This is a genomic window from Streptomyces sp. NPDC059875 (genome assembly GCF_042731085.1).
Lineage (GTDB): Bacteria > Actinomycetota > Actinomycetes > Streptomycetales > Streptomycetaceae > Streptomyces.
The window spans coordinates 104,026-130,087 of sequence record NZ_JBHWJZ010000021.1 but is presented as its reverse complement, the minus strand read 5'-3'; the positions used below and the strand labels follow the sequence as shown (position 1 = coordinate 130,087).

The following is a 26,062-nucleotide window of genomic DNA, read 5'->3' as shown; positions in this document are numbered from 1 at the left end:
AATCTTCTGACGGTCTTCGGAGACGCTGATGAACATCGGGTCGGGGAAGGGAGGTTGCCGTCGAGAAGCGTAGGTCGGGGCCGAATGTTGATCACTGACGGAGGCTGGTTGTGGCAGGACGGGATCTGCGGGCGCTGTTCAGCGGCAACGACCGGGACGTATCGACGGCGGAGGCGTTCACCAACCGTCAGGCGCAGTGGGTGCTGGTCGCAGCCGCGCTTGCCGAGCACACGGCCCACATCGCCGGGCCGGGCTTCGACGTCGAGGACCTCCAGGCGCCGCGGGACAACGTCATGGTGTTCCACGGCATCGGCGGTATCGGCGGCATCGACAGGACCACCCTGTCGCGGAAGCTCGAGGCGGCGCTCGCCGGCGCCGAGCACAGGCCTGCCCAGTGGGGCGAACCCGTCTGGCCCGCCTCGGCTCGGATCCAGCACGTACGGATCGACCTCTCACGGCCCGCCGGCGGCGACTTCGAGCAACCCAACGCCGCTGAGGGAGGTGTCAGTTGCCAGGGGTGTGCGCGTGCGGCCCGCACCGACTCCTCACTGCGGGCCGGAGCTGGAGCGGTTGTTCTCCCTCGACGATGACGACCGTGACCTGATCGCCCTGCGGCGTACGGACGCACACCGGCTGGGCATGGCGGTGCAGGTCTTCACCGTCCGCCAGGTCGGCCAGTTTCTGGATGAGGACCCGCTCGCGGTGCCGGGGAAAGGCCGCCGTCCCGCCGGTCGGGGCGTTCCGTTCACCGGCCTGGCCGGGGCCAGTTACCGTCGTGATCATGAAATGGTCAAGATCATGGTCGCGGAGACGGCCCGTCGCCCTCTTCACCGCACTGGCCTCCTGCGCCTCACTGCTCGGCCTCGCCGCCGCGCAGCCGGCGGCGGCGAGCGGCACCGAGCTCTCCGGCGCGGCGAGCCTCGGCGTCCAGCAGGTCCTCTTCCGCTCCGGAACCGCCGGCTACGGCTGCTTCCGCATACCCACCCTGACGACGACGAAGAACGGCACCCTCCTCGCGTTCGCCGAGGGCAGGACCTCCCCGTCGTGCGCCGACCGCGGCCCCATCGACATCGTGATGCGCCGCTCCACCAACGAGGGCCGCACCTGGTCTCCGATCAGGGTCGTCCTCTCCGGCCGGGCGAGCGCCGCCGGGCCCTCGCAGGTGCGGGGCAACCCCTCGCCCGTCGCCGACGTGATGGAGGACAAGAAGGGGGCCGTCTTCCTCTTCTCCAACTCCGAGCCGGCGGTGCCCGGCGGCACCCGTATGTCCTGGGTGCAGCGCAGCGACGACGACGGCCTCACCTTCCAGGCGCCCACGGCCGTCCCGCGCCTGACGACCGGCAAGGGATGGTTCGGCACCGGGCCGTCCCACGGCATCCAGATCCAGAAGAAGGGCGACCCGCACGAGGGACGCCTGATCGTCGGCGCGTACGAGTCCGTGAACGGGGACGACCAGCGCGTCGGCGTCCTCTACAGCGACGACCGGGGCGTGACCTGGAACAGCAGCCTCACCGAGGACTCGTTCCTGCGGGCCAGGGAGGTCCCCGGCCTGCCGTCGGGGCCCGATCCCGAGAGACCGGACTGGGGCCCGGAGTCTCCCGTGGCGAAGCCCGGAGAGCCAGTGGTCGCCGAACTCGCCGACGGCAGCGTCTACGTCAGCGCCCGCAGCCCGTACGACGTCCGCGTCAACACGACGCTGCCGGCGAAGTACGAGGCCCGGCACCGCATGCACGTCACCGCCACCGAGGCGGTCGACCCCGCGGACGGGAAGACGAAGGTCAAGGTGCCCACGCTCGGGTTCACCAAGGACTGGGTGGGCCCCGACGTCCAGGTGTCGGTCCTCGCCCCGCGCAAGACCTACCGGACCGCCCCGGGCGATCTGCTCCTGATGTCGACCCCCTCGCACGCGAGCCTGCGCCAGGAGATGAGGATCCGCTACTCCGAGGACAAGGGGGCGACCTGGAAGGACGCGCCGGGCGGGCAGGTCAGCAAGGTCCTCGGTGACCGGGCGAGCTACTCCGACATGGCGGAGCTGTCGGCCGGTGACATCGGCCTGGTGTACGAGGGCGGTACGTCGTTCTCCGCCCAGCACATCTACTTCAACCGCTTCACGGTGGATCAGCTCGATCTTCCCGGTACGTTCGCGGCCAAGGGTTCCAGCCTGCCGCAACAGGCGCCCGCCGCCGGGCGGACCACGCCCGACACGACCGTCGAGGCGAACGACGCCTACCTCGGCAGCGGCGCCACCTCCGGCACGGGCGGCGAATTCGGGACCCGGACGTTCGGTCAGGGGCTGAAGCTCAACGGAGGCGCGGGCGGCACCAAGGGCCACGCCGACCTGCCGTGGACCGCGTCGCTGAACGCGGGCACGGGGGACATGACGTACTCCCTGTTCTTCAAGTACGACTCGACGTCCGACTCGCCGCAGCAGGCCCTGATGTGGGCGTACGGCGTGGGCGATCCGAAGCCGCAGGTGTGGGTCCGGGTGCAGCCGGCGGACAACCGGGTCATGGCGCGCGTGGAGGGCGACAAGGGCGCTGTGACGCTGACCGTCGACGCGCCGCCCGAGAAGGCCACCACGCCGGCCTTCGGAGACAATGCCTGGCACCACCTCGTGCTCACCCGCAAGGGCGCCGAGATCAAGCTCGCCGTCGACGGGATCGACCCGGCCGTCAAGACCCTCGAGGTCGGCCGGCTCGCTCCCTGGCGCAAGGACGACGTCCAGGGCATCCGCCTCGGCGACAAGCTCGACACCGGTACCGGCGCCATCGACGCCAACGACGGATTCACGGGCACCATCGACGAGTTCCGCGTCTACCGCGAGGCCCTCGAGCAGACGCAGTGGCCGGCGCTGCGCGGCGCCGAGCCGGAGAAGGTGGCCCCGGGCTCGCTGAAGGCCCACCTGCCCTTCGAGGTCGTCGACACCGCCGGATCCGCGCCGCTGACGAACGTCCGTATCCAGGACGACGTCTCCGGCCAGTGTGCGGACGGCACCCTGCTCGGCACCGGTAACCCGGAGAACGCACAGGTCTCGGGGCGCGTCGGCGGTGGCGCCCTCGCCGTCTCCTCGACCCTCCCGGGTGTGGAGGTGCCCTACGTCCCCGCCGTGGACAACGGCGCCGGGGACTTCACCTACGCCCTCTGGTTCCGCTACGACTCCGCGGTGAACACCCAGGGCGCCGCGCTGCTGTCGGCGTACGGGTCCACCGTCGGGAAGCCGTTGCTGTCGGTCGGTGCGAAGCCGTCGACGAACCGGCTGACCGCCCGCGCGGCCACCACGTCCGCCTCCGTCACGATCGAGCTGGAGGACAGGAAGGCCGGCCGGGCGTTCGGCGACAACGCCTGGCACCTGCTGACGCTGACCCGCGCCAACGGCACCCTGACGATGCGCGTCGACGCCGAAGCCCCCGCGACCGCGACGGGAGTCACCGGCTCCTTCACCGACGCAGTCCCCGCCCCCGAGGGCGTCAGGATCGGTTCGAAGCCCGACGGCGCCGAGGTCCTCACCGGGGAGCTCGACGACGTCCGCTTCTACAAGCGGGCGCTGAGCGACACGGAGCGGGCCGACATCCTCGATACGGCCAAGGGAGGCTGGAGCCCGCCGCTGAACCCCGCGCCCACCGTGTGGTGGACCATGGAGGGCGGCAACACCGAGCAGCACCTGGTGATGAGGCCCGCCGTCGATGCCGCCGCGCGCGGCACCTTCGACGCCTCGCTGCAGTGCAACAACGCCATCGTGCGCGGCGGCGCCACCGTCACGGACGCGGACGGCAGGTTCGGCCGCGGCCTCGGCTTCGACGGGGTGAACGACTCCGTGGAGCTCCCCTACGGCGAGGCAGAGGCGCTCGGCGACGGCGACTTCACCCTGGCGACCTGGGTCCGCTACCAGGCAACCGAGAACGACGAACCGGTGCTGGTCAGGGCGTACGGGGTCGGAACCACCGAACGCCAACTGTGGATCCGTGCCAGGCCCGACAAGAACGACATCATCGCCCATGTCCAGACGGACCGGGGGATCACCAGCCTGGTGGCCCAGGCCCCCGAGAACACCGTGTTCGGCGACGGCACCTGGCGGCACGTGGTCCTGCGCCGCGACGCCGGGAAGCTGACGCTGTCGATCGGTGACGGGACCACGCTCCTGACGACCGCAGCAGGCGCCGTGGCCGGCTCCCTGACCTACCAGGACGGCTTCGACGTCCAGGGCCTCCTGCTCGGAACCCGCCCGGACGCACAGCCCAAGGACTGGTTCCAGGGCTCGATGGACGAGTTCCTCCTGGTCCGCAGGGCCCTGTCGGACACCGAGATCGAGAAGGGAGACGAGCCGCTGCCCGTGGACGGCTCCACAGTGGCCCGCCTGCCCTTCGACACGATCACCCCGAAGGGAACGCACGTCCGTCTGTGACGGGCACACTGCGTACGCCCGGATGTGGCGCCTACGCCCGTGAGGACGCGTACACCCGTGGGGACGCGTACACCCGTGGGGACGCGTACGCCCGGATGTGAGGCGTAGGTCCGTACCCGACCCTTACAGGTCGCGTCCCCGCCGAGGCGGGGGCTGGGCCGTTTCCTTCGGATCACCTCGCCGACCGGATGAAGATGGCGGCGAGGTGGAGTCCGGCGAGGTAGATGGTGGCGGTCTTGTCGTATCGAGTGGCAAGGCCGCGCCACTGCTTGAGCTTGTTGATGCACCGCTCGACGGTGTTGCGCTGCTTGTATGCCTCGCGGTCGAAGACCGCAGGGCGGCCGCCGGACCGGCCTCGCTTCTTGCGCCTTGCGACCCGGTCGGAGGGCTGAGGGATCACCGCCCGGATCCCGCGCCGGCGCAGATGGCTTCGGATCGCGCGGGAGGAGCAGGCCTTCTCGGCCAGGACCACGTCAGGCGTGGTTCCGGGGCGGCCGATGGGCCGCGGCACCCGTATCCGGGGCATGACCTGGGTGAACGCGGGTGCGTCACCTGCCTGGCCAGGGGTGAGGACGCATGCGAGCGGGCCGGCAGCGGCTGTCGGCGGCGAGGATCCCCGCAGCCGGTCATGAGGTGGCCGAAGGGGGCGTGTCGAGGTTCGACGGCACGGCCCTCGCCGTGTCCGGGGATGTGCCGGCCCCTGGGGGATGCACAGGCCGCCCCGATACGACGGCGCCCCTCCCCCGGGTGCCGGGGGAAGGGCGCCGTCGTGGATCGGTGTCCTTGGGTCAAGGGTTGTCGAGGATCACCCGCTCTGTCTCGGTGTAGTCGACGCGGGTCTCGGTTCCGGTGGTCTGCGGGTAGCGGATGAAGGCCGAGCCCTCACCGGAGTTCGGGCCGCCGGGGGCGTTTTGCAGCTGGTCCTGCGGCGAGGTGCCGCGGACGGTCAGGGTGTCGCCCTGCTGCGGTGTCGCCGTGGCCGGCGGACCTCCGTTGACGGTCAGTCGGGCGCTGATGGTGTTCAGGGCGCTGATGTCCACCGTGTCGCGGCCGCCGCGAGCGTTGACGCCGATCCGCTCGGTCTGGGCCGTGGCGATCTCCAGGCCCAGCAGCCCCTGGACCCGGAGCAGGGTCAGCAGGTCGACGGTGCCGAAGATCGAGTCGGCTCCGGTGGTGCCGACGAGGGTGACCTCGTCGTCGCCGCCGTTGGGGTTGACCGACACGGGGTCCAGGGCGTTGGTGAGGTTGATGACCTGGCCGGAGTTGGACCGCTCCAGCCGTCCGCTCGTGGCGGTGAGCGGGGTGAAGGTCAGCGATTCGTCGCCGGCGCCGCCCTGGAGGGTGACCCGGTGGCCGGCGGCGTCGAGGTTCACCACAGGGATCCCGCGGATGCCGACGAAGCCGCCGGGAATGCCCGGGTAGCCGGTCACCTTGTTCTGGTCGACGTCGACGACCAGGTCGGCGGTGGCGCCCGTGAGCGTGAGCGACTGCTTGGCGATGGTCACCGCCAGGGACGGCGAGGGAGCGCTGACGTTGCCCGCGAGGTCCTCGAGCCGCACGGCGACATCGTAGGTTCCGTCGTCGAGGGCGTCGCTGACGACCTCGTATGCGCCGGCCGAGGTGGCGGTGTCCTTGCCGACCACGGTGGGTCCGGTGGCGGACGACGGGTCGGCCGTCAGCCGCACCAAAGCGTTCGGCTCGACCGGCGAGCCCTGGAATGCGGGCTCGGTGATGGTCGTGATGTTGTCGATGCTGTTACCGCCGGTGTCGCTCGACTCCAGCAGGTCGGGGGCGGCCGGGGCGGTCGGGGCAGTCGTGTCGAGCGTGACCGCCAGGCGGTGCGCGCTCTCGTTGCCCGAGCCGACGACGTGCGCGGTTCCGGAGACGGCCGGGTCGTCGGACGGGTCGACGATGACCACCTCAGCGGTGATCAGGTTTTCTCCCTCGGTCAGGGTGCCGGCGTCCAGGTCGATCTCGTACAGCCCCGGCTTGGTGACCGCGTTCACAGGCTGTGCGAAGCCGACGCGCTCGCCGTCGCGCTCCACGGCCACCTTGAATCCGGGGGCGTCGTCCACGAGGGCGGACACGCCGCTCTGCGGCGACAGCGCAATGCCCGCGGCCCGCAGATCCGCGTCGTCGACCCGGAGGAAGAGCTCCGGCCCGGTGACGCTGGTGACGTCGTCGTTGTCGAACCGGCCCGAGTCGGACTCCCGCTTGAGGTCCAGGCCGAAGGGCTCGGGGGCTTCGCGGTTGACGACGGTGAGATCGTACGTGGCCTGCGGCGGGTCGGTCGGCGAAGCATCGCCCGGCTTCGTCGGGTCGGTGATGCCGCCGTCGCTGACCACGACGAAGTACGGCTCGTCCTTGACGACCGGGATCGCGAGCTCGCTGATCGAGCTGCCCGTCCTGACCTTCGTCGTCGCGCCGGTGGCGACCTTGTTGCCGAACTTGTCGTACGCGCGCGCCACGAGCCCGGAGATCACCTCGTTGAAAGCGATCTCGGCGGTCACGTGCCCGGTGTGGCGGGGCACGACCCGGAAGAAGTCGACGTCACTGGCGCTGTGCAGGCTGAGCCGGCGCTGGTTGAACCGGTCGTCCGAGCCGAGCCCGGCGGCGACGGCCGTGTCGATGGACTCGTTCGGCTCCAACGGGTCGGGAAAGGCGCCAAGCAGCGAGAACGTGTCGAAGTACGTCGTCTGCGCGCCGGCGGCATTGCTGGTGCCCGGAACCGGCGGAGTGGCGTTGCCGGTCCAGGTCGCGTAGCCGATCCCGTCGACCGTCCAGATGCCGTTGTACTCGCCGATGCGCAGGGTCTGCTCGGCATCGCCGGGCGCCTCCTGGCAAGGGGGAACCGGGGAGCCGAAGCGGCAGGGGGCGCCCGTGTCGGGGTCGAACGGGGCGTCGCTGATCTGGAAGTCGTTGGACCAGGTCAGCCCGCCGTCTCGACTGGCCGTTCCGTAGACCTCGAGCAGGAGGTTGTCGTTGCCGTTCGGCCCGGTGCCGCCGTTGGTGTCACCGCTGCGGTTGTCGTACCACTGGACAGCGATGTTCCCGTCCTGGTCGATGTGCGCGGTGGGCATGACCGCGAAGGTCTGGCCCGGCGAGTGGTCCACCCGGCTTCGGGTGAAGGTGAGTCCGTTGTCGGTGGAGCGGGCGATGACGACATCGGCGTCGTCGCCGTTCGCGAAGGTGTTGTTGGGGTCGTCGTTCGCGACGACGTACACGTGCCCGGGCCGGGCCGGGTCGGGCAGTACCCAGGGCTGCACGGTGCCCTGAAGCCAGAAGTCGGTACCGGGGATCTCATCACCGGAGTTGTCCTGCCGGTTGCAGGAGACGGTCGCCCCGCCGGCTGCGAACGCCGCTGTCTTTTGCGGAACAGTGCCGGCCGCGAATCTGTCGCCCCCGGAGCCGTCCCGCAGGAGCTGGATCGTGCCCGTGTTCGCGGCGCCGCAGGTGTCCGTGTGATAGGCCACGTAGAGGTCACCGTTGTGCGCGACGGCCAGGTGGGAAGGCCACACGAACCCTTCGCCGCCCGCGGAGATGACGCTCGGAGCCGACCAGTTGGCGCCCTGGTCCTCCGAGCGCGAGAAGAGAATCCGGCTCGGGGCGGTCAGGTGCGTCCAGACGATGTAGAGATTGTCCGCGTGGGGACTGGCCGGGTTGGCGTCGGCCACCAGCCACTGCTTGTCGTGGTTGCTGGCGCTGTGCTGACTGACCCGGATCGGGGTGTACGTCTGGTTCCCCGTGGTGGTGAGGTCGGCGATCCGGGCGACGCCCACGCCGAGCATGCCGGTGTTGTTCAGGGCTGTCGACCTCGACAAGTGGGTGACGAACAAGCGTCCTTGCGAGTCGAAGGCGAGGGACGGGTCGCCGTTGCACGGCGCGATGGTCGACGTCCGCGTGATCGGGAAGCCGTCCTTGCCGTAGTTGTTGTCGATGTAGACCGTGCATCCCTGCATGACCGCCACCTGCGACGGCTTGCGAGGGTTCACCGTGGCATTGTGCGGCTCGTAATTGCCGGTCGGAATCGCCTGGTCCCCACCCGCCCACGCAGGGGCGGACCCGACGAAAACCAGCGCCTGCAGTACGAGGAGAATGCTGCTGACAAAGGTAAGGGCCCGCCGTTGCTGCCTGCGGCCGTTCAGCATGCGTCCCCCTCTCGAACTCTGTTCATCCCTCTCCTTCCGGTCCACCGACCGGGGTGCTGTGCTGTTCGCCGCAGACAATGGCACCGGGACGCCGCTCCCCTGCCGGTCCCGGTGACCGACGCACCGGAATTCACCAAGATCGCCGACGCAACCACCCGACCGGCGCAGATCCACGGTCAACACACGTGTGACGCCCGCCGACCAGACACACGGCCGGCCAGACACCGACGCCGAAGGACACAAGCCGCGACCCTTTCCGTGCCGACCCGCCCAGCGCCCGGCACCCGGCGGTGCCCGCCGCAGACAAACGGGCCGTGTACAGCCCCACCCGGTGCGGGCTGTACACAGCCCCAGGCGGTGCGCGGGCAACACGGCCGCGGACGACGAAACCCTCCGCGGGCAGCGGCAGACCCCCAGCGGGCTGATCCGGCCTCGGCGGCGATCAGCTGATGGTCGAAGGCGGTGGGACCGTCCACACCATCGCGTCGACGGACCCGCTGATCCCAGTCTTCGGGGCGCCGTTGTGCCAGGCCGGCTCGCCGTAGCGTGCCGGCCTGGCGCAGGGCGGTGTCAGCTGCGCTGCCGGGCCGCCGCCGGTCGGCCCGCACCGGCCCGGCAACCGGCCCTTCTCAAAGGCCTCTTAGAGGGTGTTTAGCTCCTTATTCAGGTGTCTTATGCCGATATCAGCTTGGGGTTGAGCGGGGCGGCGGAGGCTGTTGTGGCCTGTGATGCAGGAGCGACAGCCGCAGGGGCGTCTTGGCCTGGCTGCTCCTGTTTCATCCCAAGGCGCCGTGATATGCGCCCTGTCGCTTCGGGCGCCGGTATGTGCGCCTGGGCCCCTGCCCGCCACGGTGGGTAGCTCAGGCTCATGCCTGAACGCCGTCGTTATCCCAGCGATCTGTCCGATGCCCGTTGGGAGTTGGTCGAGCCGATTCTGACCGCGTGGTGGTCCGAGCGCCGCGGCCGGGGCCTGGACATCGGCCGGCCACCGGACCACGATCTGCGGAGCCTCCTGGATGCAGTGCTCTACGTGAACCGGACCGGGATCCCCTGGCGCTACCTTCCGCACGACTACCCGCACTGGAACACCGTCTACGCCTACTTCGCCCGCTGGCAGGAGGAAGGCGTCTTCGACCAACTCAACACCCTCCTCCGCCGCCAAGTCCGCAGGCAGGAAGGCCGGGAGGAGGAACCGACCGCGTGTGTCATCGACTCCCAGAGCATCAAGACCTCCGCCAACGTCCCCGCCTCCGAGCAGGGCATCGACGCTGGCAAGAAGATCGTCGGACGCAAGCGGAGCATCGTCATCGACACCGTCGGACTCCTCCTGGCGGTCATGGTCACCGCAGCGAGCGTGCAGGACTCGATCGCTGGCCAGACCCTGATCGAACGGGTCGCCGCCGACCATCCCACCGTCCGCAAGACCTGGGTCGACGGCGGTTACCGCCAGCACCTCGTCGAGCACGCCGCCACCCTGGGCATCGACATACACATCGTCCGCCGCGACCCCACCACCAGGGGGTTTGCCGTCCTGCCACGTCGGTGGACCGTCGAACGCACTCTGGGCTGGCTCATGAATCACCGCCGCCTGGCCCGCGACTACGAAGCCCACCCGCACCGCTCCGAAGCCATGATCCACCTCGCGATGATCAACCTCATGACCCGCAGACTCACCAGAGAATCCACCCCGAGCTGGCGCGGCACATGAACTGCACTCAACCCGGCAATCCGGGATGAAACAACGGGATGAAACGCCCTCTAAGGGCGTCAGCCGCTGCTGGGGAGGCGGGAGAGGATCTTGCTGTGGATGCCGGTGTACGTGCTTCCGAGCGCGGTGACGGTACCGGGTTGGGGGCCGGAGCCTTGGCGCAGAGCGCTGACGTAGTTCTCGGGCAGCAGGACGCGGTCACCTACCTCGAGTCGTCCCGGTCCGGTCCACACGTAGGCGTAGCGTCCGATCGTGACGGCCTGGTGTCCGTCTATCTCGTACCGCCGGTTCTGGGCGTCGAGTTTCTCCTCGAGCGTGCGCACCTGTCGCTCAAGGTTTTCGACCCGGACGTCCACACTCTGCTGTTCCCAACGTCTTCCTTCCTCCCGGCCTGCACGGAGCCCCTGCTCGTAGCGTCGACGAGCTGTTTCTCGTGGTCGGTGGTGTGGATCTTGCAGGCGAAGCCTCGCCCGGAGAACTGGGCGCGGCAGGGCTTGCCTGTCTTGGTCGGACGTCCGCAGGGACGCATGTGCACGTCGTCGAGCATTTCGACTCCTCAAGCGGTGTCTGATGCCAAGGGAAGGCGTGTGGCTACAGAGTGGTGGGCAGGGCGGTGACGGGCTGGGAGATGGCCAGGGGCAGGCAGTCGGGTACGGGCAGGCCGTTGTGGACGCAGGTGAGCACGATCAGTTGGAGATAGCGGAGCGCGGCGGGACGTCCGGGGAGCTTGCCTGTGCCCTGTTCGAAGCGGCTGAGTGTGGCGGGTTTGATGCCAAGGATCCGAGCGGTGGTGTTCTGGTCGAGGCCGGCCTGAGCACAGGCGTCGGCGAGGACCTTGGCGTTGTCGTGCCAGACCTGGGGGCCTTGCTCGGCGATGCACTTGGGGACGCTGGAGCGGGCCTGGGCCAGAGCGGTGTCGATGCGCACGGCTTGGGTGCCGAGGAGGAAGCGTGCCAGGTATCTGGCGTCCGCGGCTCGGTCGGTGTCCTGCGTCCAGGGCTGTGTGGCTTGCGTGCTGTTCAGGATGCGCCCGGCTGGTGGGTTCATCCGCACCACTGTGGCTCCCGCAGAAGCTCAGGTAGCGACGCTTTGACCGTGCGTGAGCGGGGCTGATGAGGATTCCTGATAACGGCCAGTGTCGCTCTTCGTTCCCCATTCGTTTGCCTCGGGCAATGAGGACCAACTTCGTCCCTCGGCACAGGGGCGGAAGTGCTCTCCTCCGTCAAAGGCTCCTTCGGCGTCACAGGCAGCAAACCGCCCGTGCCTTCGTGTCCGATCCGGGGGATCGCCTTGCCCTGGCCCGCTCTGCGAGCTTCCTGTGCGTGGGCCTACGGTGAGGTCATGCCTCACGACATCACACGCTTACATCACGTCGGCCACGTCGTCAGCGACATGGCACAGGCCATAGCGCTCTACCGGCGGCTCGGATTTCACGTTCCGCCGCCCAGCGTGCCGGCCCTGGCACCCCGTGAGGGTGCCGCGCCGGAGCCCTTCGGGGCAGCGAACACCCACGCCGACCTCTCCCGGAGCTTCGTCGAGCTGGTGACCCCGGTGAAGCCCGGGAACATGGCGGGCCTGCCACCTGACGCGCGGATCGCTCCGCTCCAGGCGCCTCCGGAGAAGCTCCCCCTGGTCCTGTCCCGGATCGAGGCGACCAGCGCCCAGCTTGCCGGATGGCATGATCGCTTCGAAGGGCTCCACATCCTGATGTTCTCCTCGCCGGACGTCGACGGCACGGGGCACCGGCTCACCGCAGTCGGTGTCGAGCATGGAGGGGTGAACACCGTCGGCCGACCGGTCGAGACCCCTAACGGCGTGCGCACGGAACCCGTCCGCTACCTGGAGATCGACAGTGCGCCGGAAGGCCGGGTCGGCGTCGTTGCCGACTTGGACCCGGAATTCCAGCATACCCGTCACCTCGACCACCCCAACGGCGCCCAGGACCTCGTCGAGGCGGTGCTGTGCGTACCTGACCGACAACTCCCCCTGGATCGCGAGCGGTACGAGCGGTATCTAGGCCGACCGATCTCCGCAGAGGGGCCGGTTACCCTCGTGGCCGAGGCCGACCTCCCGGATCTGCTGCCGGGTGAGGCTGCGCCCGCGCTCCCGGCGCTTGTCGCCTGCACAGTTGCCGTCCCTGACATCGCTCGGGTGCGTGCGCTGCTTTCAGAGTACGGACTGCCCGTGCGCGAGACGGCCCGAGGAGAGCTCTTCGTTCCGGCCAAAGAAGCCCTCGGTGCAGCTCTGATCTTCCGGGAGATCTGAGAGGGGGCATGGGGGCATTGGGTTCCCGAAGGTGCGGCTCGTTGTCAGGGGGCGTCAGAGCTGCGTGGTACCGCCTCGCGTCGGCCAGGTGCGGCTGGGGAATCAGCATGAGCAGGTCTGTCCACCCCCTGAGCGGGGGGTGGGGAATTTCAAAGAGCGTCATCAGGGCTCGTGCTGGACGCTGGTCAGGCCCTGCCCGGCGCTTCCCTTTCGCCCACCCGGCGCTCTCTGTGGCCTGGCCGGTGCTGGCTCTCCCCCGTCGCAATGTCTGCAGCCTGCGGATGTCTTGAGCACAAGGGGGTCCTGACTGAGCCTCCGCGCTGCCTGGTCGGTTCACGCCGATGTTGGCCGACGGCCGCGGTGTCACACCTGGCCGCCGGCGCTCGGCGTCAGCTAAAGCCGGCTGACCGGTCCCGGTTTCAGGGACACTTCGTAGGGTCCACGACGGGCATGAGGGAGCGGCGATGCGGGAGAAGGCACCTACATTGAGATGGCTTCCCGTGTGTCCGAGCCCATCCTTCTGGGGCTGGCTCTCCTGGCCATCCGTAACCGTGTCAAACGCTGACACAGCCCCCCCCCCCCCCCCTGACCAGTCGCGCCGCAATCATCAGACTCCGAAGGGCCGGGTGAATGTGGAGCAGCACCAGGAGCCTGTCCGCCGGGCAGGCACGCTAGGCAGGTCGGGCCGGCTTGGCGCGTCGGCGGTCGATGCGAGTGCCCCCAGCACGTGTCGTTGAGCAGCTCGCATATCGGCTCGTCGGTCTCAAAGCATGAGCCGGGCCCAGCTCCCTGGGGCCGCCCCGTAGGCATTCTGAGTAACTCCGAAGCAGTCTCATCTGCCCTGCAACACCGCCGGTCCCCTGACCAGGGCACTGAACCCATCGCAAACAACTTGCGGAATGGTCCTCTCCTGGCGGGAATAGCGCACGGTTGACACGCCGATGCTGCCGCCGTCCAGCGAGCAGCGAGAAAGGGCCCCGGGTTCAGCTGGGGCCCTTTCTCGTCTACGCGTGACTCTCTCCCCCGCGGTGTCCGGCCGGGTGCGGTGGGGCTGAGGTACGACGTCGACCCGGCGGCTTTGCATCGCTGACGAGCACTACGACAGACGGCCCCGCAGGCCCCCACTGGACACGAGAGGTCGCCCACGAGAGATCGTCCGCATCAAACTCTGTCAGTCGTCCCCTACCGCAACGCGTCGGGATCCGCCACGATCGCCGCCCGAGCGGCCTGCAGGAAAGCTGCGGTCTGCCGTTCGACAGGGGTCGGCCCCAATGCGCTCACCGCTGCTTCGTCTCTATCTACCGCCATGCGCTGGTGCATTTCAGCGCATGAGGACATGAAGTCCGCCTCCAGAGCGTCCGGGAACTCGGCAGGCGCATCGCGCACGTCCTGGACGATCACCATGACAAGACGGTCCTGGGCGTAGCCCACGGTCCGCACCCGCCAGCCCAGTTGGCGTGCCGCGCGTCGCATCGCGGCACGGATGAGTTCCATGCCGCCCAGCCTCTTCGCGTCCTCCGGGTGGAGGTTGGCCTGCAGAGCCCCGCCGTACCCACCGGCCCCTTCAGGGCAACTGCTCTGAAGCACAGGCTTCAACGCCTCCGCCAGAGCAAGACACCTCGGATCCTTAGACAGCGCAGGCTGTTTGACCGCTACGGTCTCGGCCTTCCCCATTGCGGCGGTTTCCCGCTCCGCACTGGAATGAGTCCGCCTCTTCAGGCCAGGCACACCAAGGTTCTGTTGCAGAACGGCCAGGGCCTGCTCCATGCCCGCACCGTCGAGCCGGGTCGGGAGTAGTCCGGCCTCGCTGCATGCGATCACATGATGGAGGGCCATCTGGTAAGCCATGGGCTGGGCACCGGCGAAGGCCCGTGCCAGACGAGTGCGGTGGGTACGACCGGACATCACGATCCCATCAGGCCCGCTCCACAGCGGATACACCCCACCGCACTCTGCATCCAGCAGGTCTTGGACGTGAAGGGTCAGATCCGAGCCGGAGTACATCACCGTGGTCCTGGCGGCGGCCGGGTTCACCCAAGGCGGTGGCCCTACGGGGTGGTATGCGCCCACAAGCGCAGAGCCAGTATGCCACCCGGCTCTCCGCAGCGCCGAGAAACGGACCACGTCGTTGTGGCATTCGGCGAGGTCTCCATAGAAGGCCGTCGCGGGGACGATCACCGTTCCCACGGCGCGGGCCCAGTTGGGGAAGCACGCGAAGGCGTCGGCGTGGGCCTCGATCTCGGCCGCCGCGTACGGGATCCGGGCGCGCATCGCTTCCGAAGGGGTCGAGAACAACCAGCACGCCAATGCCCGCGCTGCGGGCACCGTTCAACACGCCGCCGCCGATGTGGTTATCGCTCTTATGCTGGTGGTCAGCGTCATGCGCGAGATCGACGACCACGACTACGCCGTACAACACGCCTGACAGGAACCTACGGTGACCGACCCCATAGACGCCGTCCCCACAACCTACGCCGGTACCCGTTTCCAGTCCCGGCTCGAGGCAGACTGGGCGGTCACGCTCGACGGTCTCGGCCTTGCGTGGGAGTACGAACCGGAGCTGATCGTCCTTCCTCCGGCACCCAGTACCTACCTGACTTCTGGCTCCCCCAGGTCGGGACATGGCTGGAGGTGAGGGGCCCGAACACGCCCCGGCAGGAAAAGGCCACAGAACTCGGCAGTACCCATGCCTGCCGCTGATCGGCAGCTGTGGCTGTCGGTGGCCTGGCGGCCAACTGGTCCTGCTGGGGTGACCCTCGCATCCCAGTCCGAACCAGCCCGGCTACCGCGCCCGTTACGGTCACGCATGGTGGGCTTCGGCGTATGGACCAGGCGCCTACCTGACCGAGTGTCCGTCGTGCTCCTGTGCCCACTGGATCACTCTGCGCCGGCCATGGCAGTGCCGCAGTTGCCGCTCCAGCCTCGGCGCCATGCCCCGTTTCTACAGTCCAGCGGAGCAACTGATCCAGTTCGGCGAAAGAGCATCGCTCGCCTCTGCTCAAGTCGCCGAGGACATGCGGAAACTGCTGGAGGAAGAGGAACTCGCTGAGGCCGAAGACGATGACGGAGACTACTGGTGAGCGCTCTCTCTAAGGCTTCTCGGTGGGCTTCAGACGGTCCCGGATCAGAGCGTAGAGGTCGGCGTGGTTCTTACACCGGCGGCTCGGTGAGGCTGCGCAGCATCCGCTCCTTGCGAGCAACACAGCCCTCGCCAACGAACAGGGCGAGAAACGCAGGCCAGCGGCTCGATCGGCGACCTTTCTTATGCGCCGCGGGTGATGTCCGGCTCTCTCAGCCCCTTCATCAGCTCGGTGATGACCTCGCGGTCCCGCTCCTCGTTGCTGTACGGGCCTGGAGCGGCAGTCTCCCGGCGGGGCACGAAGCGGGGCAGGTCACGAAGCTTGGCGAACCGGTCGACCAGCTTCTGGACGGTGGCGAAGTCCTCGGCGGACTCATCGTCCGCGCCACCTTCGTAGCCTTGGTCGAACAGGAACTGCAGAAGCATGTCCAGCGGCTGAGCGTCGAACAAGGACCCGTCCTCGGCGACCAGGTGAAGCGCGTCGAGCGCGCACTCGACGAGGGCCTCCAGCGGGGGGCCGCTCAGCGAGTCGCCGGGAATCTCCTCCAGGTTTTCGTAGAGGCTGATGGCCCCGTACCAGTCGCCGTGCTCCACCTGCTCCGCCAGCTCCAGCCGGATTGCGTCCGCCACCTCACCGGCGATGCGCGCCACGTCCTCCTGGGCGATGAGCCGGCTGCCTTCCATGGCGTGCACCAGACTGACGAGGTGCTCGACGTGCTCGCCGTGCCAGTGGTCCGGGCCCGCCTCCTTGACGACATGCGCCGCCAGCGGGGCGGAGTCCAGCAGCTCGGCAGCCTCCAGGATCCACTGGAGGTTGGACGCCTCGCTCTCGTCCGCGACTTCATGGGACCACTCGACGAATTCCGCCGTCTCCAGCACCGCGGACTCTGTCCGTGCGGCTTCCGCCTTGAGCTGCGCGAGGATGCCCGCCCCGTCCGCCATTCCGGCCGCGTCGATCAGGCTGTGAATCTGCTCCGGGTCGACCAGCGCGCCCAGGAGCGCGGCCATCGGGGCCCGCCCGGCGTCGAGGTGGAAGCGGAGGTAGTCCGCGATCGACGGATTGTGGAAGGACACAGCGTGCTGCTCAACGGCGACCATCGTGCCGTCCAGCACCTGCAGCGCCCTGCGGAAGGTCCGGACGTCTGCCTCCAGCCCACGCTCCTTGCGGTACCAAGACCAGGATTCGTTGAGCGTGTCCAATGTGGCCGTGCGCAGGGTGAAGAGGACTTCGAGCAGATGTACCGCTTCGTCGGTCAAGTCGTTCTCCACGATCCGTTCCCAGATGCGCCGGGGATCGTCGAGGTTCTTCCGTACGGCGGCGGCGACGTCTTGCTCCCGCCGGGCGGCGAGCCGGAGCGTCTCCTCGATCAGCCGGGGGCTGAAGTTGCGGTGCTCTACGATCGGCTGCCACACCGCCCGGTCGGCGATCAAAGCGGGGTACAACGGAAGTGGGATCAACGACGTCGTCTACATGGGGGACGTCGTCAACGAGGCGGCGAAGCTCGCCAACTACGGCAACAGCCGCCCAGGTGTGCCCGCCCTCGTGACGTCCTCCCTCTTTCATTCCAATCTGAATGAGCACAACCGGGGCCTTCTTCGGTACGACGGCGATCGCGAGTGCTACACCGGCAACGTGGTCAATACGGCGATGGAACAGTGGTTCAAGAAGAACTGCAACTAAGCCGAAGGGGTACGCAGGTGGTACGGCGGCTAGGGCGTCGCAGGATATGAGGACTGTGAAGCGGCAGGGGCCGGGGGCGGTTCACTCAGGCTCGATGAACGGCAGTTCGGCGGCAGCCAGCTTGGTCTGCATGTTGAGGTCGCTGGTGACGACGTACCAGGAAGATCCGGGGTGCTGAGACTGCAATAGCAGGGTCGAGGCGATGAAGCGGTCGTCCGGCACGGAGAGGTCGAGCCAGTCGGGCAGAGCATCCGACCTCGGCTCGATGTGCTCAAAGATGGCATGGACGTCGCCGGCGACCCTTACGCCTCGGGTGACGTCGCCGTTGTTGCGCAGCCCTTTGAGACGCCGGTCAGCCTTCTTGGCTGCCTCTCGAAGCGGCTCCGTCCGTCCGGCGCGCTTGTGATCGTCCAACTCTCCCAACACCACCGGCAAGAGATGTGCCATGTAGCGAGGACCGATCTGACCGGTGTAGGCGGCCAGATCAGGGTTGTCGATCAAGGCGTTGGTGTCGACGACCACGCGGATCGGCCAGGGGTCGGCCGGCAGCAGATTGGTCAGGTTTTGCAGCCGCTGGACCGACTCCTGCTTCTGCCTGCTCGGCCAAGGGCCGGTCCGGCTCATCGCGAAGCAGCGCGATGATGATGTGCAGCGCCAGTGGCAGGTGGCCGCACAAGCGAGCCAGTTCGGCTGCAGCATCAGGTTGCGCTGAGACGCGGTTGTCGGCAGGGTGCGCGGCACGTAGCTCTGTAGCGAGGAGTCCGATGGCTTCTGGCGACGTGAACGGCTTCAATGCCAGGGGCTGGGCTGACAGGGCGGACAGCGTTTGGCGCGAGGTGACCAGCATCCGGTGAGGTAAGTCTGGTCGCAGTCGGTTGACGGGGCCGGCCTCGAGAGCGTTGTCGAGGACAATCAGTACCGCCCGCTGCTCCCTAGCCCGCTCATGCAGGAGCGAGCGCCACAGATTGATCTTGCTGTCCTGGTCTGCCGGAACATCCTTGTCCCTGACTCCGAAATCGCGCAGGAGCCGATCGACGACAGCGGTGACGTCGGTGCGAGATTCCGGGGTGTGACCACCGAGTTCAGCGAACAGCGCGCCCCCGGGAAACCAGCCGCGGGCCACGGCCTGGTGGGCTGCTTCCAGGGCCACGGTAGTCTTCCCAACGCCGCCCATACCGACGATGGTCGAGACGGCCGCGGCACGGGTGCCTGGGGCGACGGCGGGCTCAAGTTGATCCATGACCTGGGCCAGCTGATCGCCGCGGCCTGTGAAACCCGCTGGCCGAGGCGGGAGCATGACGGGCCCGGCGGGTGAGGGCGTTGCCGCCTTGCGGGGGCGGCCACCCTGCTTCTTGCTGCGTTCCTGCCTCAGCCGGAGCACCAACGCATCCCACCAGTTCCTCGGCCGCGGGGCGTAGGAGCTGCCAGGCTTGAGCTTGCTCTCTGCGGCCGCGACCATCGCCAGGAAGACCTGGTGGAGTCTCTCGCTGGGCACCTGGACACCGTTGCGCCACGCGCTGATTGCCGTCGTCGACACAGACTGGCCCATCCGCTGCGCCAGGCGCGTCAACTCGCCGAGCGTGATGTCTGACGCCGCGAGTAGCTGGTCGAACTCCTTCCTGAAGAGGTTGAGAGCTGCCTCGTCCACAGTCATCGCACCCTCCGGGGTTCCTGACTTCAAACCAGCAGGAAAATCCATGACTTCCCCGCTGACCAGCGTAGATGTCCGGCTGTCTTCCTTCCCAGGATCGCAGGAAACCCCCAGGACGGTGCCTCCTCATACGCGTGCGCCAGTGGCACCCGGCCGCTGGGCATCAACCGGAGGTGCACCCGATGGCCAACTGGCTCCCGTTTCTCGAACTGTTCAGCCCGCGGCACGTTCTCACCGCGCTGCGGATTGTCCCCTTGATCATCGCCACCGTTCTCCTCGCGCCTGCGTGGTGCTGCTGGATTTTTCTGCCGCGCAGCAGGCAAGAGCTCATGATCGACTTGACGACCAAGCTGATCGACTGGACCAAGGCGACTCGCGACGCCCCCCAGCGCCGCTAGGCCGTCGCTCGGACCGACAGATCGCGGGGAAGGGTGAGATGTCGATCTCCTCCCCATGGCGCGTTCGGGGACCTCTACAGGTCGAACTCGAGGTGCTGGATGTCGGTGAAACGCACTTCCTCGAGGGAGCCGGCGCGGCGGCCGCTGTCCTGGAAGTACACCTCCTTGAGCGCCTTGGCGGCGATCTCCTGGAGTTCCTGGTCGGTGGCGCCCTGCTGCTGGGCGTCGAAGAGCTGGCTGGCGTACTGCGGGGGCAGGGCAACGGTGAGGTGGCGGATGCGGTCCTGGTCGGTCGTGCCGATCGGGGCGGTGTAGCCGAGGCGGGCACGGGTGTCGATGACGATGCCGCCGGTGGTCGCCGCTTGCTGGCGGGCCTTGGCACGGATCTGCGGCTGCCACCGCTTCTTGACCTCGGTCTCCATCCGCGCGGCAAGGTCGGGGCGGGGCTTCTTGATCTGGTCCTTCACATACCGCTCAACGGTGCGTTGGGAGATACGCAGCATCTGGGCGACCGCCTTGGTGCCCTTGAGCTGCTTGACCAGGTACCGCATCTGCGCGCCGGCCGACTTGGGGATCGGGCGGGTGAACGCCTTCTGCACCGCCTGGTCCAGGCCGTTCCCGAACAAGCTCATTGCCTACCTACTCTCCGCTGTCGACGCCGGTGACGGTGCCGTCCTTGATGTACCGGGCGAGGTTGAGCTCCGGGGCGTCGAACTGCTCGCGGACGCCCTCACCCCACAGCACGCTCTGGGTGCCCTCGTGCTTGACCAGGCCGGGGTTCACGCCGAGCTTGAAGCCGCCCGGAAGTGGCTTGCCGTCCCGGTAGGGCAGGAAGTCCAGCGGGCTCTCGCCGTCGACGGCGTAGACGACACAGTCGGACAGGATCGCGACCGGGTACTGCCCGGTGAACGCCGCGTGCTTGACGATCTTGCGGTGCAGGTTGATCCGGGTGCGGGAAATGACCGCGGCGCGGATGTCGGGCCGCCAGGTCGGGCGGGACAGGGCCCGCCACGGCTCGCCCGGCCGCCAGTTCTCCGCTCGCGGGCGCTCGCGCAGCTTGCCCAGGCCGCCCTTAACGGTCGCCTTGATCGCCGAGACGACGATCGCCAGTTCCGGGTCCCGGCTCTTGTAGCCGTTCATCGCCGTCAGGAAGTCCTCCGGCGAGGTGTCGGCGGCGACGCCGAGGTCGGCCATCGTGGCGAGGTAGGCGTCGCGGAGGCGGTTGTACCAGCCGTCCAGGTAGCGGCCGTTGTCGTACCGGACCCAGGCCTCGATGGGCCGGACGTCGTAGCCGAGCTCCACGGCGTAGGCGACGGTCGGCGTCGCGTACCAGGCCGGGCCCTCGGGACGGTCACCCTTCGGCGTGAACGGGCTCGGCAGCAGGCTGCCGTCCAGGTCCACCCACTTGTCCCTGGCGACCTTCACCCGCGCGAGGTCGACGTGGGAGAGGTCGACCAGCCAGCTTCCTGGGAGCTTCGGGTCGAACACGGGCTGCTTGACGTGGGTCGGTGCGCCGAGGCCGACGACCAGGCCGTTGGCGCCGGCGGCGAAGGCCATGTTCACGTCGATGCCGACCAGGTTGCGGCGGGTGCACTCGGCGTCCGTCATCGGCCGCGCCCAGTCGTACGCCTCCTCGAACAGCTTCTCGCTCGGGCCGCGGACGTGGAAGCGCGGCAGGTCCTTCAGGATCGGGTGTCCGTCGATGGCCTCGCACGGTGCTGGGTCCACCGGGTCCTTGCCCAGGGAGCCGGGGTTGTGCTCGGAGTGCCGCTTGCCGTCGGCGTCGGGCTCGGAGGCGCGGGTCGGCGGGTGCAGCGCGGTCATCAGCTCCAGGCCGGTCACGGCGGTGGAGCCGCGCGGCGTCATCACCCGGCCCGCGAACACGCCCAGGAGCTGGGCGAGCTCCACCGGCGGCAGCTGCCCGGCCTCACCCCAATGACGGGAGTCGAGCGCGTGCCAGGACGGGATGCACAGCTGCACGCAGGCCCGCTCCGAGCCGGTGGCCGGGCGGTAGATCCGCGCCCACGGCCCGAAGCCGCGCTTGGTCAGCTTCCACTCGGCGCGCGCCAGCTGCTTGATGACCTTGTGGCCCTCGGGGATCCGCCCGGCGAGCTTCTCCTCCTCGGTGAGGGTGACCGGCAGGCCGTAGCGCTCGAGGGCGGCCTCAGTGAGGACGAGGAGCGGGTCGGCGTCCTTGCCGGGGCCGGAGAGCTTCGGCTGCCCGAGCTTGCCCTCGGTGAGCGTCCAGTCGACCAGGGCCGGGATGGACTTGGCGGGCACGTCCAGGACCAGGCCGCCGGGGCAGTACGCCAGCACCTGCCCATCCGCGTCGACGTCGACGACGGCGAGCGGGCCGTTTTCGAAGCGCGGGTCGACCCCGCTGCTCGCCGGGGTGCCGGCTGGGGCTGCCTTCCGCGCGCCGGGGCGGCGCGACGTCATTGTGCTCCCGGCGGTGGGCGCCGGACGCGCGGCCTGCTCGGCGCGAGGGGCGGAAGCGAGGGCGGGGGTGGTCGGGGTGTTCGTGTGGTCAGTAGTGGTCGCAGCCTGCGGGCCCTGGCCCGTGGGCAGAGTTCGCGCTTCTGGTGCCGGGGCCGTCGGCCCGGTGAACGTGGCCGACACCGGCGTGACCTCGTCGGGGGCCGCCGTGTCCTCGTCCGGGGCGGCGGTGTTGGCCGTTGCCGGGTAGAGCTTCGCGAGCCCCTCGAGGAGACGCGCGTACGCGTCGCGCTCCGGCGGGCGGGGCTCGGTCTTGCCGGACTCCCAGCCGCTGACCGTGGCCCGCCGCACCTTCAGCGCGCCGGCGACCTCGTCGACCGTCAGGCCGTGAGCCCGCCGCAGCCGCTTGCGCTCCTCGGGCGGGGGCAGCGTGGCGCGGGACGCGAGCAGCGCATCGACTGCGTCGAACAACTCGGACATGCAACACCTCCTGACCGACACTCTACCCAACGAATCGTACGGTTCGCGTACGTTGACCGTACATATCGCGTACGAAGAGCGTTCGAGGGTAGTTGGAAGGGCCTGGAGACCGCGAAGGCGTCCCCGCCGAGCAGGGGCGCCGTACCGAGGAGAGCGGACGAGGAGAGGAGAGCGGACGAGGAACAGGTCTAGTCGGTCTTGAACAGGTGATAGGCCGCCGACGAGTACCGCGATACGCCGACGGTGGAAGGCTCACCACCGGGCGTACGTATGGGGCGTAGACGAGGAACGCGACCACGTCGTGGCCGATGGGCACCATGTCTTTCGACTTTCTCAGCTTCCAGTCGCTGCCGAGGAGCGCCCCTACGGCCGAGCAGCAACGCATCGATCCCAGCCGCCCGCAGCTTGCGGGCCAGGAACTCCATCTCGGGCATCGTGCCTGAGTGACCTCCCGCCACGACCTCGCTCAGCACGGACTTGACGTCGGCCAGACCAATGCCAAGTTCTGCCCGCAGAACGCGCATGATCGCAGCGTTCCTCGCCGATGGATCTACCTGGAGGCGCGCTGCTCCACGCTCGGAGAGCAGTCGGCCCCGCAACTCGGCAGGCAGGTCACCACCGCACACGCGCGCTCCTCGCCCCTCGACGCCACCTCGGACAAGGGCTACGACCTGTGGGACGAGTTCGCCCGTTCGACGCGCGAGCGGTACGAGCCGTACCGCTGGCAGGTCATCGACCAGCGGCTCGGCGAAGACGCCACGAAGAAATGCATGAAGGAGCTCACCTTCCGGCAGCAGGAGCTCGACCTCGCGGCCAAGCATCGTGCCCAGAAGAAGAACTCCTCAACGACCTAACCGAAAGGGCAGCGCTCACGACGCGTCGTAGAGGCCAAGCAGCCCAGGTGGCCCCATTTCCTTCACGACGCCTCCCGGATGGCGGTCCATCCGGCGGAGTTGAACTCGGCGTCGCCCGGCGCGACCATCGCCGGCTTCGTCTCGCCGCTCGCCTGCTGGGCAGCGCGCAGGGCGGCGTCCCCGGTCAGCTTCCAGTCGCCGTCCTGCCACTGCGCCCCCATCACGCTGCGCGCGTAGGAGCCGGACTCCTTCTCCGTCTCCCCGTTCTTCTGGGTGCCGCGGGTCAGCAGCCACACGGCGACCTCGTCGGCCGACTTCTTAATGATCTTGAAGCCGACCACATGGCTACGTACGTAGGCCCCCGACGGCAGCACGTTCCCCGGGGTCACCGACATGCTCTTGGCGATCTTCTTGTCGGTCTCAATGGCCTTCAGCTCCAGCCGCTCGGCCTTCTCCGGCGTCTGATCGGCCGTAGCGACGTACGAGTAGTAGAGCCGCAGCTGCTCGTCCACATTCGTCTGCTGCCCCTCGATGGCCGTCGTGTTGGCGGCCGCGAGCATCGCCACCGCACCCTCGGCGGTGTGCGGGAAGCCGACCTGGCTGCCTCGGCTGTCGGTACGCTCCCCCCGCGGAAGCGCCGCCCACAGCTTCGGCTCGGTCCAGTCGTCCGGCACCGCGTACGACGGAGACGGGCTGGCAGAGGCGGACGCGCTCACGCTCGCCCCGCCCTTCGCCGGCGTCTTCGGACCGTCGTCGCCGTCCCCGGTGAACATCGCACAGCCCGTCAGAATCACCACGGCCGCGGCCGCTACGCCCGCGGCCCACATGCCCTTGGCCATGGAATGTGTGATCACGCCGTAACTCCCCCTGTATGCCTGTGTTTCAACCACGACCTTGGGCTCTTGGGACCACTGAGGCTAGCGCGGTCCACTGTCATTCCCGATCCACGTTTTCGCAGTTGCGCAGGCAGATCACGCCGTTGAGCCAAACGTTGGCTGTATTGGATTGCCTCGGCACCTGACCCTCGAGGTCGGACGTGGTGCGAACCGTATGGCCTCGGCGCGGCGCCCGTCCTGACGAAGGCTGCGGCAACGGCCAGGTCCTCCTGGTGGGGCGCGGCGACTGCGCGGTGGGCTTCGAGCGCGCGTCGGTAGCCGCCCGACGCGGTCTCCCGGGTCTGCACCGGCCCCAGAGCCGCGCGGCCGGCCGCAGAGCCGGATCGGCGGCCGCCGACATCGTCGCCTCAGCACGGCTGCCCGCAGGCCTCCCGCTCGACGGCCTTGGCACGCCTGGCACGCTCGCATGCGGCGGCCTTGTCCTGGCCGCTCTCGGCGCACAGCTCGCAGGCCGCGCCGGTCCGCCAGGTTACGCCGCTCTCGACGTCCTGGAGGCCGCAGCCCCAACCGGGGCAGAGCCACCCCAGCACCCACAGGCCCGGGTCGCGGTCGCGGCGGGGGATGATGGAGGTGGAAAACCGGAACACGAGGTCAGGAGCTCCATGGCGAAGCGGGTTCACCAACCGCGTGAGGATGCGGAGTTCGATTTCATCCTCAGGATGAGCGGAGTCCCGGTCCTCGCGTACTTCACCGGGACATGGCCCAAGGCAATCGAGCCCTGCCGGGCGATGGACCTCGTCGTGGGTGGCATCGCCGACGAGTACACGGGCCGCCTGACGGCCGTCCGCACCGACATCACCCGCTGTCCGGCCGCAACCGAGCGATACGGGATCACCAGAGCCCCGTCCTACGTCCTGCTGAAGGAGGGAGAGGCGGTGGCGCACGGCACGGGGCCCATGACCACCGCCGAGGTCCGGGACTTCTTGGACTGCCACCTCTGAGACCCCACACCTTCTCCAAGGCGGACGACGCCTTCAGTCCTTCACCGGGTCGGCGAGGCCTCAGCGCAGTTTCGTGGCCGTCCTGGCGCCGTTCACGGACGAGTAGGTTCGCCGACCACGCCGCGATCGCCTTCGCCGACATTGCGTCTTTCGCCTTGCGCGCCTCCGTGACGTACGTGTCCCGCGCCGCGAGGAACCCCCGACGGCCTCAGCCCGTACAGCTCCTCGGCGATCTGCTCGACACCCACGACCCCACGGTGCGCCCCGCACCCAGCCCACGCCCCCCGCGCCGACAGCAGCTCCGCCAGATGCCTGGTCCGGTCACCCCGCGCCGCCCCGAACAGCGCCTTGTAGCAGGCGTCTCCTGCCCACCCCGGCGTAAGGTCGGAACACGGCATCCGACAGGACGGAGCCCGAAGGACCGGCCGCCCGCGGCCCCGCCCCCGAGCGCGGGCGGCCGACCACCGCACGCCCGCGACTGCGTCCGGGCGATCCCTAACCCTCCTCCTTCTGATCGGCCGCCGAGCGGGGCAGGGTACCCTCGGCGCCGCCACCAGGCCCGCTTAGAGCGACACCAGTGGTCTGCTCGGTCTCGCCCGGCTGTCCGGGCGAGGGAAGCGGCCGACGGACGTGGCACTGTTCATGTTCGGCGAAGGTTTGCCGGTGCCGGAGCCTACGGTCCGGGCGGCCTTCCAGGCCGCCGTCGACACCGTCTGCGTCCCGGGCAGCGCCGAGCCGGGTCAGGACGTCGAGGAGCATCTGGACGCCGTCGACTCCTACATCGGCCGCGACGGCCAGGCTGTGGTCATGGTGCCCGCGCGAGCGCGCCAAGTGGACGAGCAGATCATCGCGTTCTTCGAGTCAGCCGGTGTCCCCTGGCCGCCGGCGGAACTTGTCCAGTGAGACGAGAACTTGGGCGCAGAGCGCATGACGCCGCAGGGCGCCGCGTTGTTCGCCGCCGAGGCCCTGCTCACGGGAAGTGCGCCTCTGCCGGGCATCGGCGCGCTGCTGCGGGGGATGACGCCCTCCTGGAGGTGAACCCGATCGCGTCCCTGGTGGAGACCACGGTGCGCGACGTTCCGCACTCCCCCGCCCTGAGCCCCGACGACAGCCTGACGATGCT

23 protein-coding genes and 2 pseudogenes are annotated in these 26,062 nt (G+C 68.8%); 13 read left to right on the top strand and 12 right to left on the bottom strand.

Annotation, left to right across the window (positions count from 1 at the left end):
• Positions 1 to 110: 110 nt before the first annotated feature.
• The 3 genes and pseudogenes from ACFV9D_RS24840 to ACFV9D_RS24830 all read left to right on the top strand — a co-directional run bounded on the left by ACFV9D_RS24840 (position 111) and on the right by ACFV9D_RS24830 (position 4,402).
• A complete protein-coding gene (locus ACFV9D_RS24840) occupies positions 111 to 590 on the top strand; it encodes a hypothetical protein (protein ID WP_385150213.1) in 480 nt (159 codons plus the stop codon).
• A pseudogene (locus tag ACFV9D_RS24835) lies at positions 571 to 648 on the top strand (hypothetical protein); the annotation flags it as partial. The gene ACFV9D_RS24840 and the pseudogene ACFV9D_RS24835, both read left to right, overlap by 20 nt.
• Positions 649 to 781: 133 nt before the next feature.
• Complete coding sequence (locus ACFV9D_RS24830) at positions 782 to 4,402, top strand: LamG-like jellyroll fold domain-containing protein (protein WP_385150210.1); 3,621 nt, start codon at positions 782 to 784, stop codon at positions 4,400 to 4,402.
• Positions 4,403 to 4,574: 172 nt separating this feature from the next.
• Here ACFV9D_RS24830 and ACFV9D_RS24825 read toward each other — a convergent pair.
• Both ACFV9D_RS24825 and ACFV9D_RS24820 read right to left on the bottom strand, forming a co-directional pair.
• A pseudogene (locus tag ACFV9D_RS24825) lies at positions 4,575 to 5,013 on the bottom strand (transposase); the annotation flags it as partial.
• A 177-nt stretch (positions 5,014 to 5,190) separates the two neighbouring features.
• Positions 5,191 to 8,394: an Ig-like domain-containing protein gene (locus ACFV9D_RS24820; protein ID WP_385150207.1), complete on the bottom strand. Its 3,204-nt coding sequence runs from the start codon at positions 8,392 to 8,394 to the stop codon at positions 5,191 to 5,193.
• A 1,024-nt stretch (positions 8,395 to 9,418) separates the two neighbouring features.
• On the opposite strand from ACFV9D_RS24820, the gene ACFV9D_RS24815 reads away from it, so the two are divergent.
• The gene (locus ACFV9D_RS24815) at positions 9,419 to 10,258 is read left to right on the top strand and encodes an IS5 family transposase (RefSeq protein ID WP_385150204.1); all 840 of its coding nucleotides are present in this window, start codon (positions 9,419 to 9,421) and stop codon (positions 10,256 to 10,258) included.
• A gap of 59 nt (positions 10,259 to 10,317) precedes the next feature.
• On the opposite strand, the gene ACFV9D_RS24810 is transcribed toward ACFV9D_RS24815, so the two are convergent.
• A complete protein-coding gene (locus ACFV9D_RS24810; protein WP_385150201.1) occupies positions 10,318 to 10,581 on the bottom strand; it encodes a hypothetical protein in 264 nt (87 codons plus the stop codon).
• A gap of 268 nt (positions 10,582 to 10,849) precedes the next feature.
• Positions 10,850 to 11,305, bottom strand: coding sequence for a helix-turn-helix domain-containing protein (locus ACFV9D_RS24805; protein WP_385150198.1), 456 nt, complete (start codon positions 11,303 to 11,305; stop codon positions 10,850 to 10,852).
• A gap of 294 nt (positions 11,306 to 11,599) precedes the next feature.
• Here ACFV9D_RS24805 and ACFV9D_RS24800 point away from each other — a divergent pair, with 294 nt between their 5' ends.
• Complete coding sequence (locus tag ACFV9D_RS24800) at positions 11,600 to 12,523, top strand: VOC family protein (RefSeq protein WP_385150195.1); 924 nt, start codon at positions 11,600 to 11,602, stop codon at positions 12,521 to 12,523.
• Positions 12,524 to 13,705: 1,182 nt separating this feature from the next.
• Here the strand turns inward: ACFV9D_RS24800 and ACFV9D_RS24795 are convergent.
• Complete coding sequence (locus ACFV9D_RS24795) at positions 13,706 to 14,557, bottom strand: hypothetical protein (RefSeq protein ID WP_385150192.1); 852 nt, start codon at positions 14,555 to 14,557, stop codon at positions 13,706 to 13,708.
• 166 nt (positions 14,558 to 14,723) lie between these two features.
• On the opposite strand from ACFV9D_RS24795, the gene ACFV9D_RS24790 reads away from it, so the two are divergent.
• Positions 14,724 to 14,948, top strand: coding sequence for a hypothetical protein (locus ACFV9D_RS24790; RefSeq protein WP_385150190.1), 225 nt, complete (start codon positions 14,724 to 14,726; stop codon positions 14,946 to 14,948).
• 505 nt (positions 14,949 to 15,453) lie between these two features.
• On the top strand, positions 15,454 to 15,603 hold the full coding sequence (locus ACFV9D_RS24785; protein WP_385150187.1) for a hypothetical protein: 150 nt from the start codon (positions 15,454 to 15,456) through the stop codon (positions 15,601 to 15,603).
• A gap of 182 nt (positions 15,604 to 15,785) precedes the next feature.
• On the opposite strand, the gene ACFV9D_RS24780 is transcribed toward ACFV9D_RS24785, so the two are convergent.
• Positions 15,786 to 17,045 carry a hypothetical protein gene (locus ACFV9D_RS24780; RefSeq protein WP_385150184.1) on the bottom strand — a complete coding sequence of 420 codons (1,260 nt, stop codon included), beginning with the start codon at positions 17,043 to 17,045 and terminating at the stop codon, positions 15,786 to 15,788.
• A 28-nt stretch (positions 17,046 to 17,073) separates the two neighbouring features.
• Here ACFV9D_RS24780 and ACFV9D_RS24775 point away from each other — a divergent pair, with 28 nt between their 5' ends.
• Entirely contained in the window at positions 17,074 to 17,283 is a 210-nt protein-coding gene (locus ACFV9D_RS24775) for a hypothetical protein (protein ID WP_385150181.1), read from the top strand.
• 81 nt (positions 17,284 to 17,364) lie between these two features.
• Here ACFV9D_RS24775 and ACFV9D_RS24770 read toward each other — a convergent pair whose 3' ends face one another.
• On the bottom strand, positions 17,365 to 17,805 hold the full coding sequence (locus ACFV9D_RS24770) for a PIN domain-containing protein (protein ID WP_385150178.1): 441 nt from the start codon (positions 17,803 to 17,805) through the stop codon (positions 17,365 to 17,367).
• Positions 17,768 to 18,937, bottom strand: a complete 1,170-nt coding sequence (locus ACFV9D_RS24765) for an NB-ARC domain-containing protein (RefSeq protein ID WP_385150175.1) — start codon at positions 18,935 to 18,937, stop codon at positions 17,768 to 17,770. The genes ACFV9D_RS24770 and ACFV9D_RS24765 overlap by 38 nt, the downstream gene beginning before the upstream one ends.
• 179 nt (positions 18,938 to 19,116) lie before the next feature.
• Between ACFV9D_RS24765 and ACFV9D_RS24760 the strand changes: the two genes are divergently transcribed.
• The gene (locus ACFV9D_RS24760) at positions 19,117 to 19,332 is read left to right on the top strand and encodes a hypothetical protein (protein ID WP_385150172.1); all 216 of its coding nucleotides are present in this window, start codon (positions 19,117 to 19,119) and stop codon (positions 19,330 to 19,332) included.
• Between the two features lie 74 nt (positions 19,333 to 19,406).
• Here the strand turns inward: ACFV9D_RS24760 and tpg are convergent, their stop codons facing one another.
• Positions 19,407 to 19,964 (bottom strand): telomere-protecting terminal protein Tpg, encoded by a 558-nt coding sequence (gene tpg / locus ACFV9D_RS24755; RefSeq protein ID WP_385150169.1) that lies wholly within the window; start codon positions 19,962 to 19,964, stop codon positions 19,407 to 19,409.
• Between the two features lie 7 nt (positions 19,965 to 19,971).
• The gene (gene tap / locus ACFV9D_RS24750) at positions 19,972 to 22,248 is read right to left on the bottom strand and encodes a telomere-associated protein Tap (protein WP_385150166.1); all 2,277 of its coding nucleotides are present in this window, start codon (positions 22,246 to 22,248) and stop codon (positions 19,972 to 19,974) included.
• 443 nt (positions 22,249 to 22,691) lie between these two features.
• On the opposite strand from tap, the gene ACFV9D_RS24745 reads away from it, so the two are divergent.
• On the top strand, positions 22,692 to 23,102 hold the full coding sequence (locus tag ACFV9D_RS24745) for a hypothetical protein (RefSeq protein ID WP_385150163.1): 411 nt from the start codon (positions 22,692 to 22,694) through the stop codon (positions 23,100 to 23,102).
• 62 nt (positions 23,103 to 23,164) lie between these two features.
• On the opposite strand, the gene ACFV9D_RS24740 is transcribed toward ACFV9D_RS24745, so the two are convergent.
• Together ACFV9D_RS24740 and ACFV9D_RS24735 are read right to left on the bottom strand one after the other, a co-directional pair.
• A complete protein-coding gene (locus ACFV9D_RS24740; RefSeq protein WP_385150160.1) occupies positions 23,165 to 23,956 on the bottom strand; it encodes a hypothetical protein in 792 nt (263 codons plus the stop codon).
• 389 nt (positions 23,957 to 24,345) lie between these two features.
• The gene (locus tag ACFV9D_RS24735; protein ID WP_385150157.1) at positions 24,346 to 24,585 is read right to left on the bottom strand and encodes a hypothetical protein; all 240 of its coding nucleotides are present in this window, start codon (positions 24,583 to 24,585) and stop codon (positions 24,346 to 24,348) included.
• Between the two features lie 15 nt (positions 24,586 to 24,600).
• Here ACFV9D_RS24735 and ACFV9D_RS24730 point away from each other — a divergent pair, with 15 nt between their 5' ends.
• From ACFV9D_RS24730 to ACFV9D_RS24720, 3 genes are all read left to right on the top strand, one after another.
• The gene (locus tag ACFV9D_RS24730) at positions 24,601 to 24,939 is read left to right on the top strand and encodes a thioredoxin family protein (RefSeq protein WP_385150154.1); all 339 of its coding nucleotides are present in this window, start codon (positions 24,601 to 24,603) and stop codon (positions 24,937 to 24,939) included.
• Positions 24,940 to 25,602: 663 nt separating this feature from the next.
• Positions 25,603 to 25,842 (top strand): hypothetical protein, encoded by a 240-nt coding sequence (locus ACFV9D_RS24725; RefSeq protein WP_385150151.1) that lies wholly within the window; start codon positions 25,603 to 25,605, stop codon positions 25,840 to 25,842.
• A gap of 9 nt (positions 25,843 to 25,851) precedes the next feature.
• Positions 25,852 to 25,977: a hypothetical protein gene (locus ACFV9D_RS24720; protein ID WP_385150148.1), complete on the top strand. Its 126-nt coding sequence runs from the start codon at positions 25,852 to 25,854 to the stop codon at positions 25,975 to 25,977.
• Positions 25,978 to 26,062 lie beyond the last annotated feature (85 nt).

Coding starts and splice junctions, on each gene's coding strand:
- ACFV9D_RS24830 (WP_385150210.1), top strand. CDS start 782: ATGAAATGGTCAAGATCATGGTCGCGGAGACGGCCCGTCGCCCTCTTC.
- ACFV9D_RS24815 (WP_385150204.1), top strand. CDS start 9,419: ATGCCTGAACGCCGTCGTTATCCCAGCGATCTGTCCGATGCCCGTTGG.
- ACFV9D_RS24805 (WP_385150198.1), bottom strand. CDS start 11,305: ATGAACCCACCAGCCGGGCGCATCCTGAACAGCACGCAAGCCACACAG.
- ACFV9D_RS24800 (WP_385150195.1), top strand. CDS start 11,600: ATGCCTCACGACATCACACGCTTACATCACGTCGGCCACGTCGTCAGC.
- ACFV9D_RS24785 (WP_385150187.1), top strand. CDS start 15,454: ATGCCCCGTTTCTACAGTCCAGCGGAGCAACTGATCCAGTTCGGCGAA.
- ACFV9D_RS24775 (WP_385150181.1), top strand. CDS start 17,074: ATGGGGGACGTCGTCAACGAGGCGGCGAAGCTCGCCAACTACGGCAAC.
- ACFV9D_RS24765 (WP_385150175.1), bottom strand. CDS start 18,937: ATGACTGTGGACGAGGCAGCTCTCAACCTCTTCAGGAAGGAGTTCGAC.
- ACFV9D_RS24760 (WP_385150172.1), top strand. CDS start 19,117: ATGGCCAACTGGCTCCCGTTTCTCGAACTGTTCAGCCCGCGGCACGTT.
- tpg (WP_385150169.1), bottom strand. CDS start 19,964: ATGAGCTTGTTCGGGAACGGCCTGGACCAGGCGGTGCAGAAGGCGTTC.
- tap (WP_385150166.1), bottom strand. CDS start 22,248: ATGTCCGAGTTGTTCGACGCAGTCGATGCGCTGCTCGCGTCCCGCGCC.
- ACFV9D_RS24730 (WP_385150154.1), top strand. CDS start 24,601: ATGGCGAAGCGGGTTCACCAACCGCGTGAGGATGCGGAGTTCGATTTC.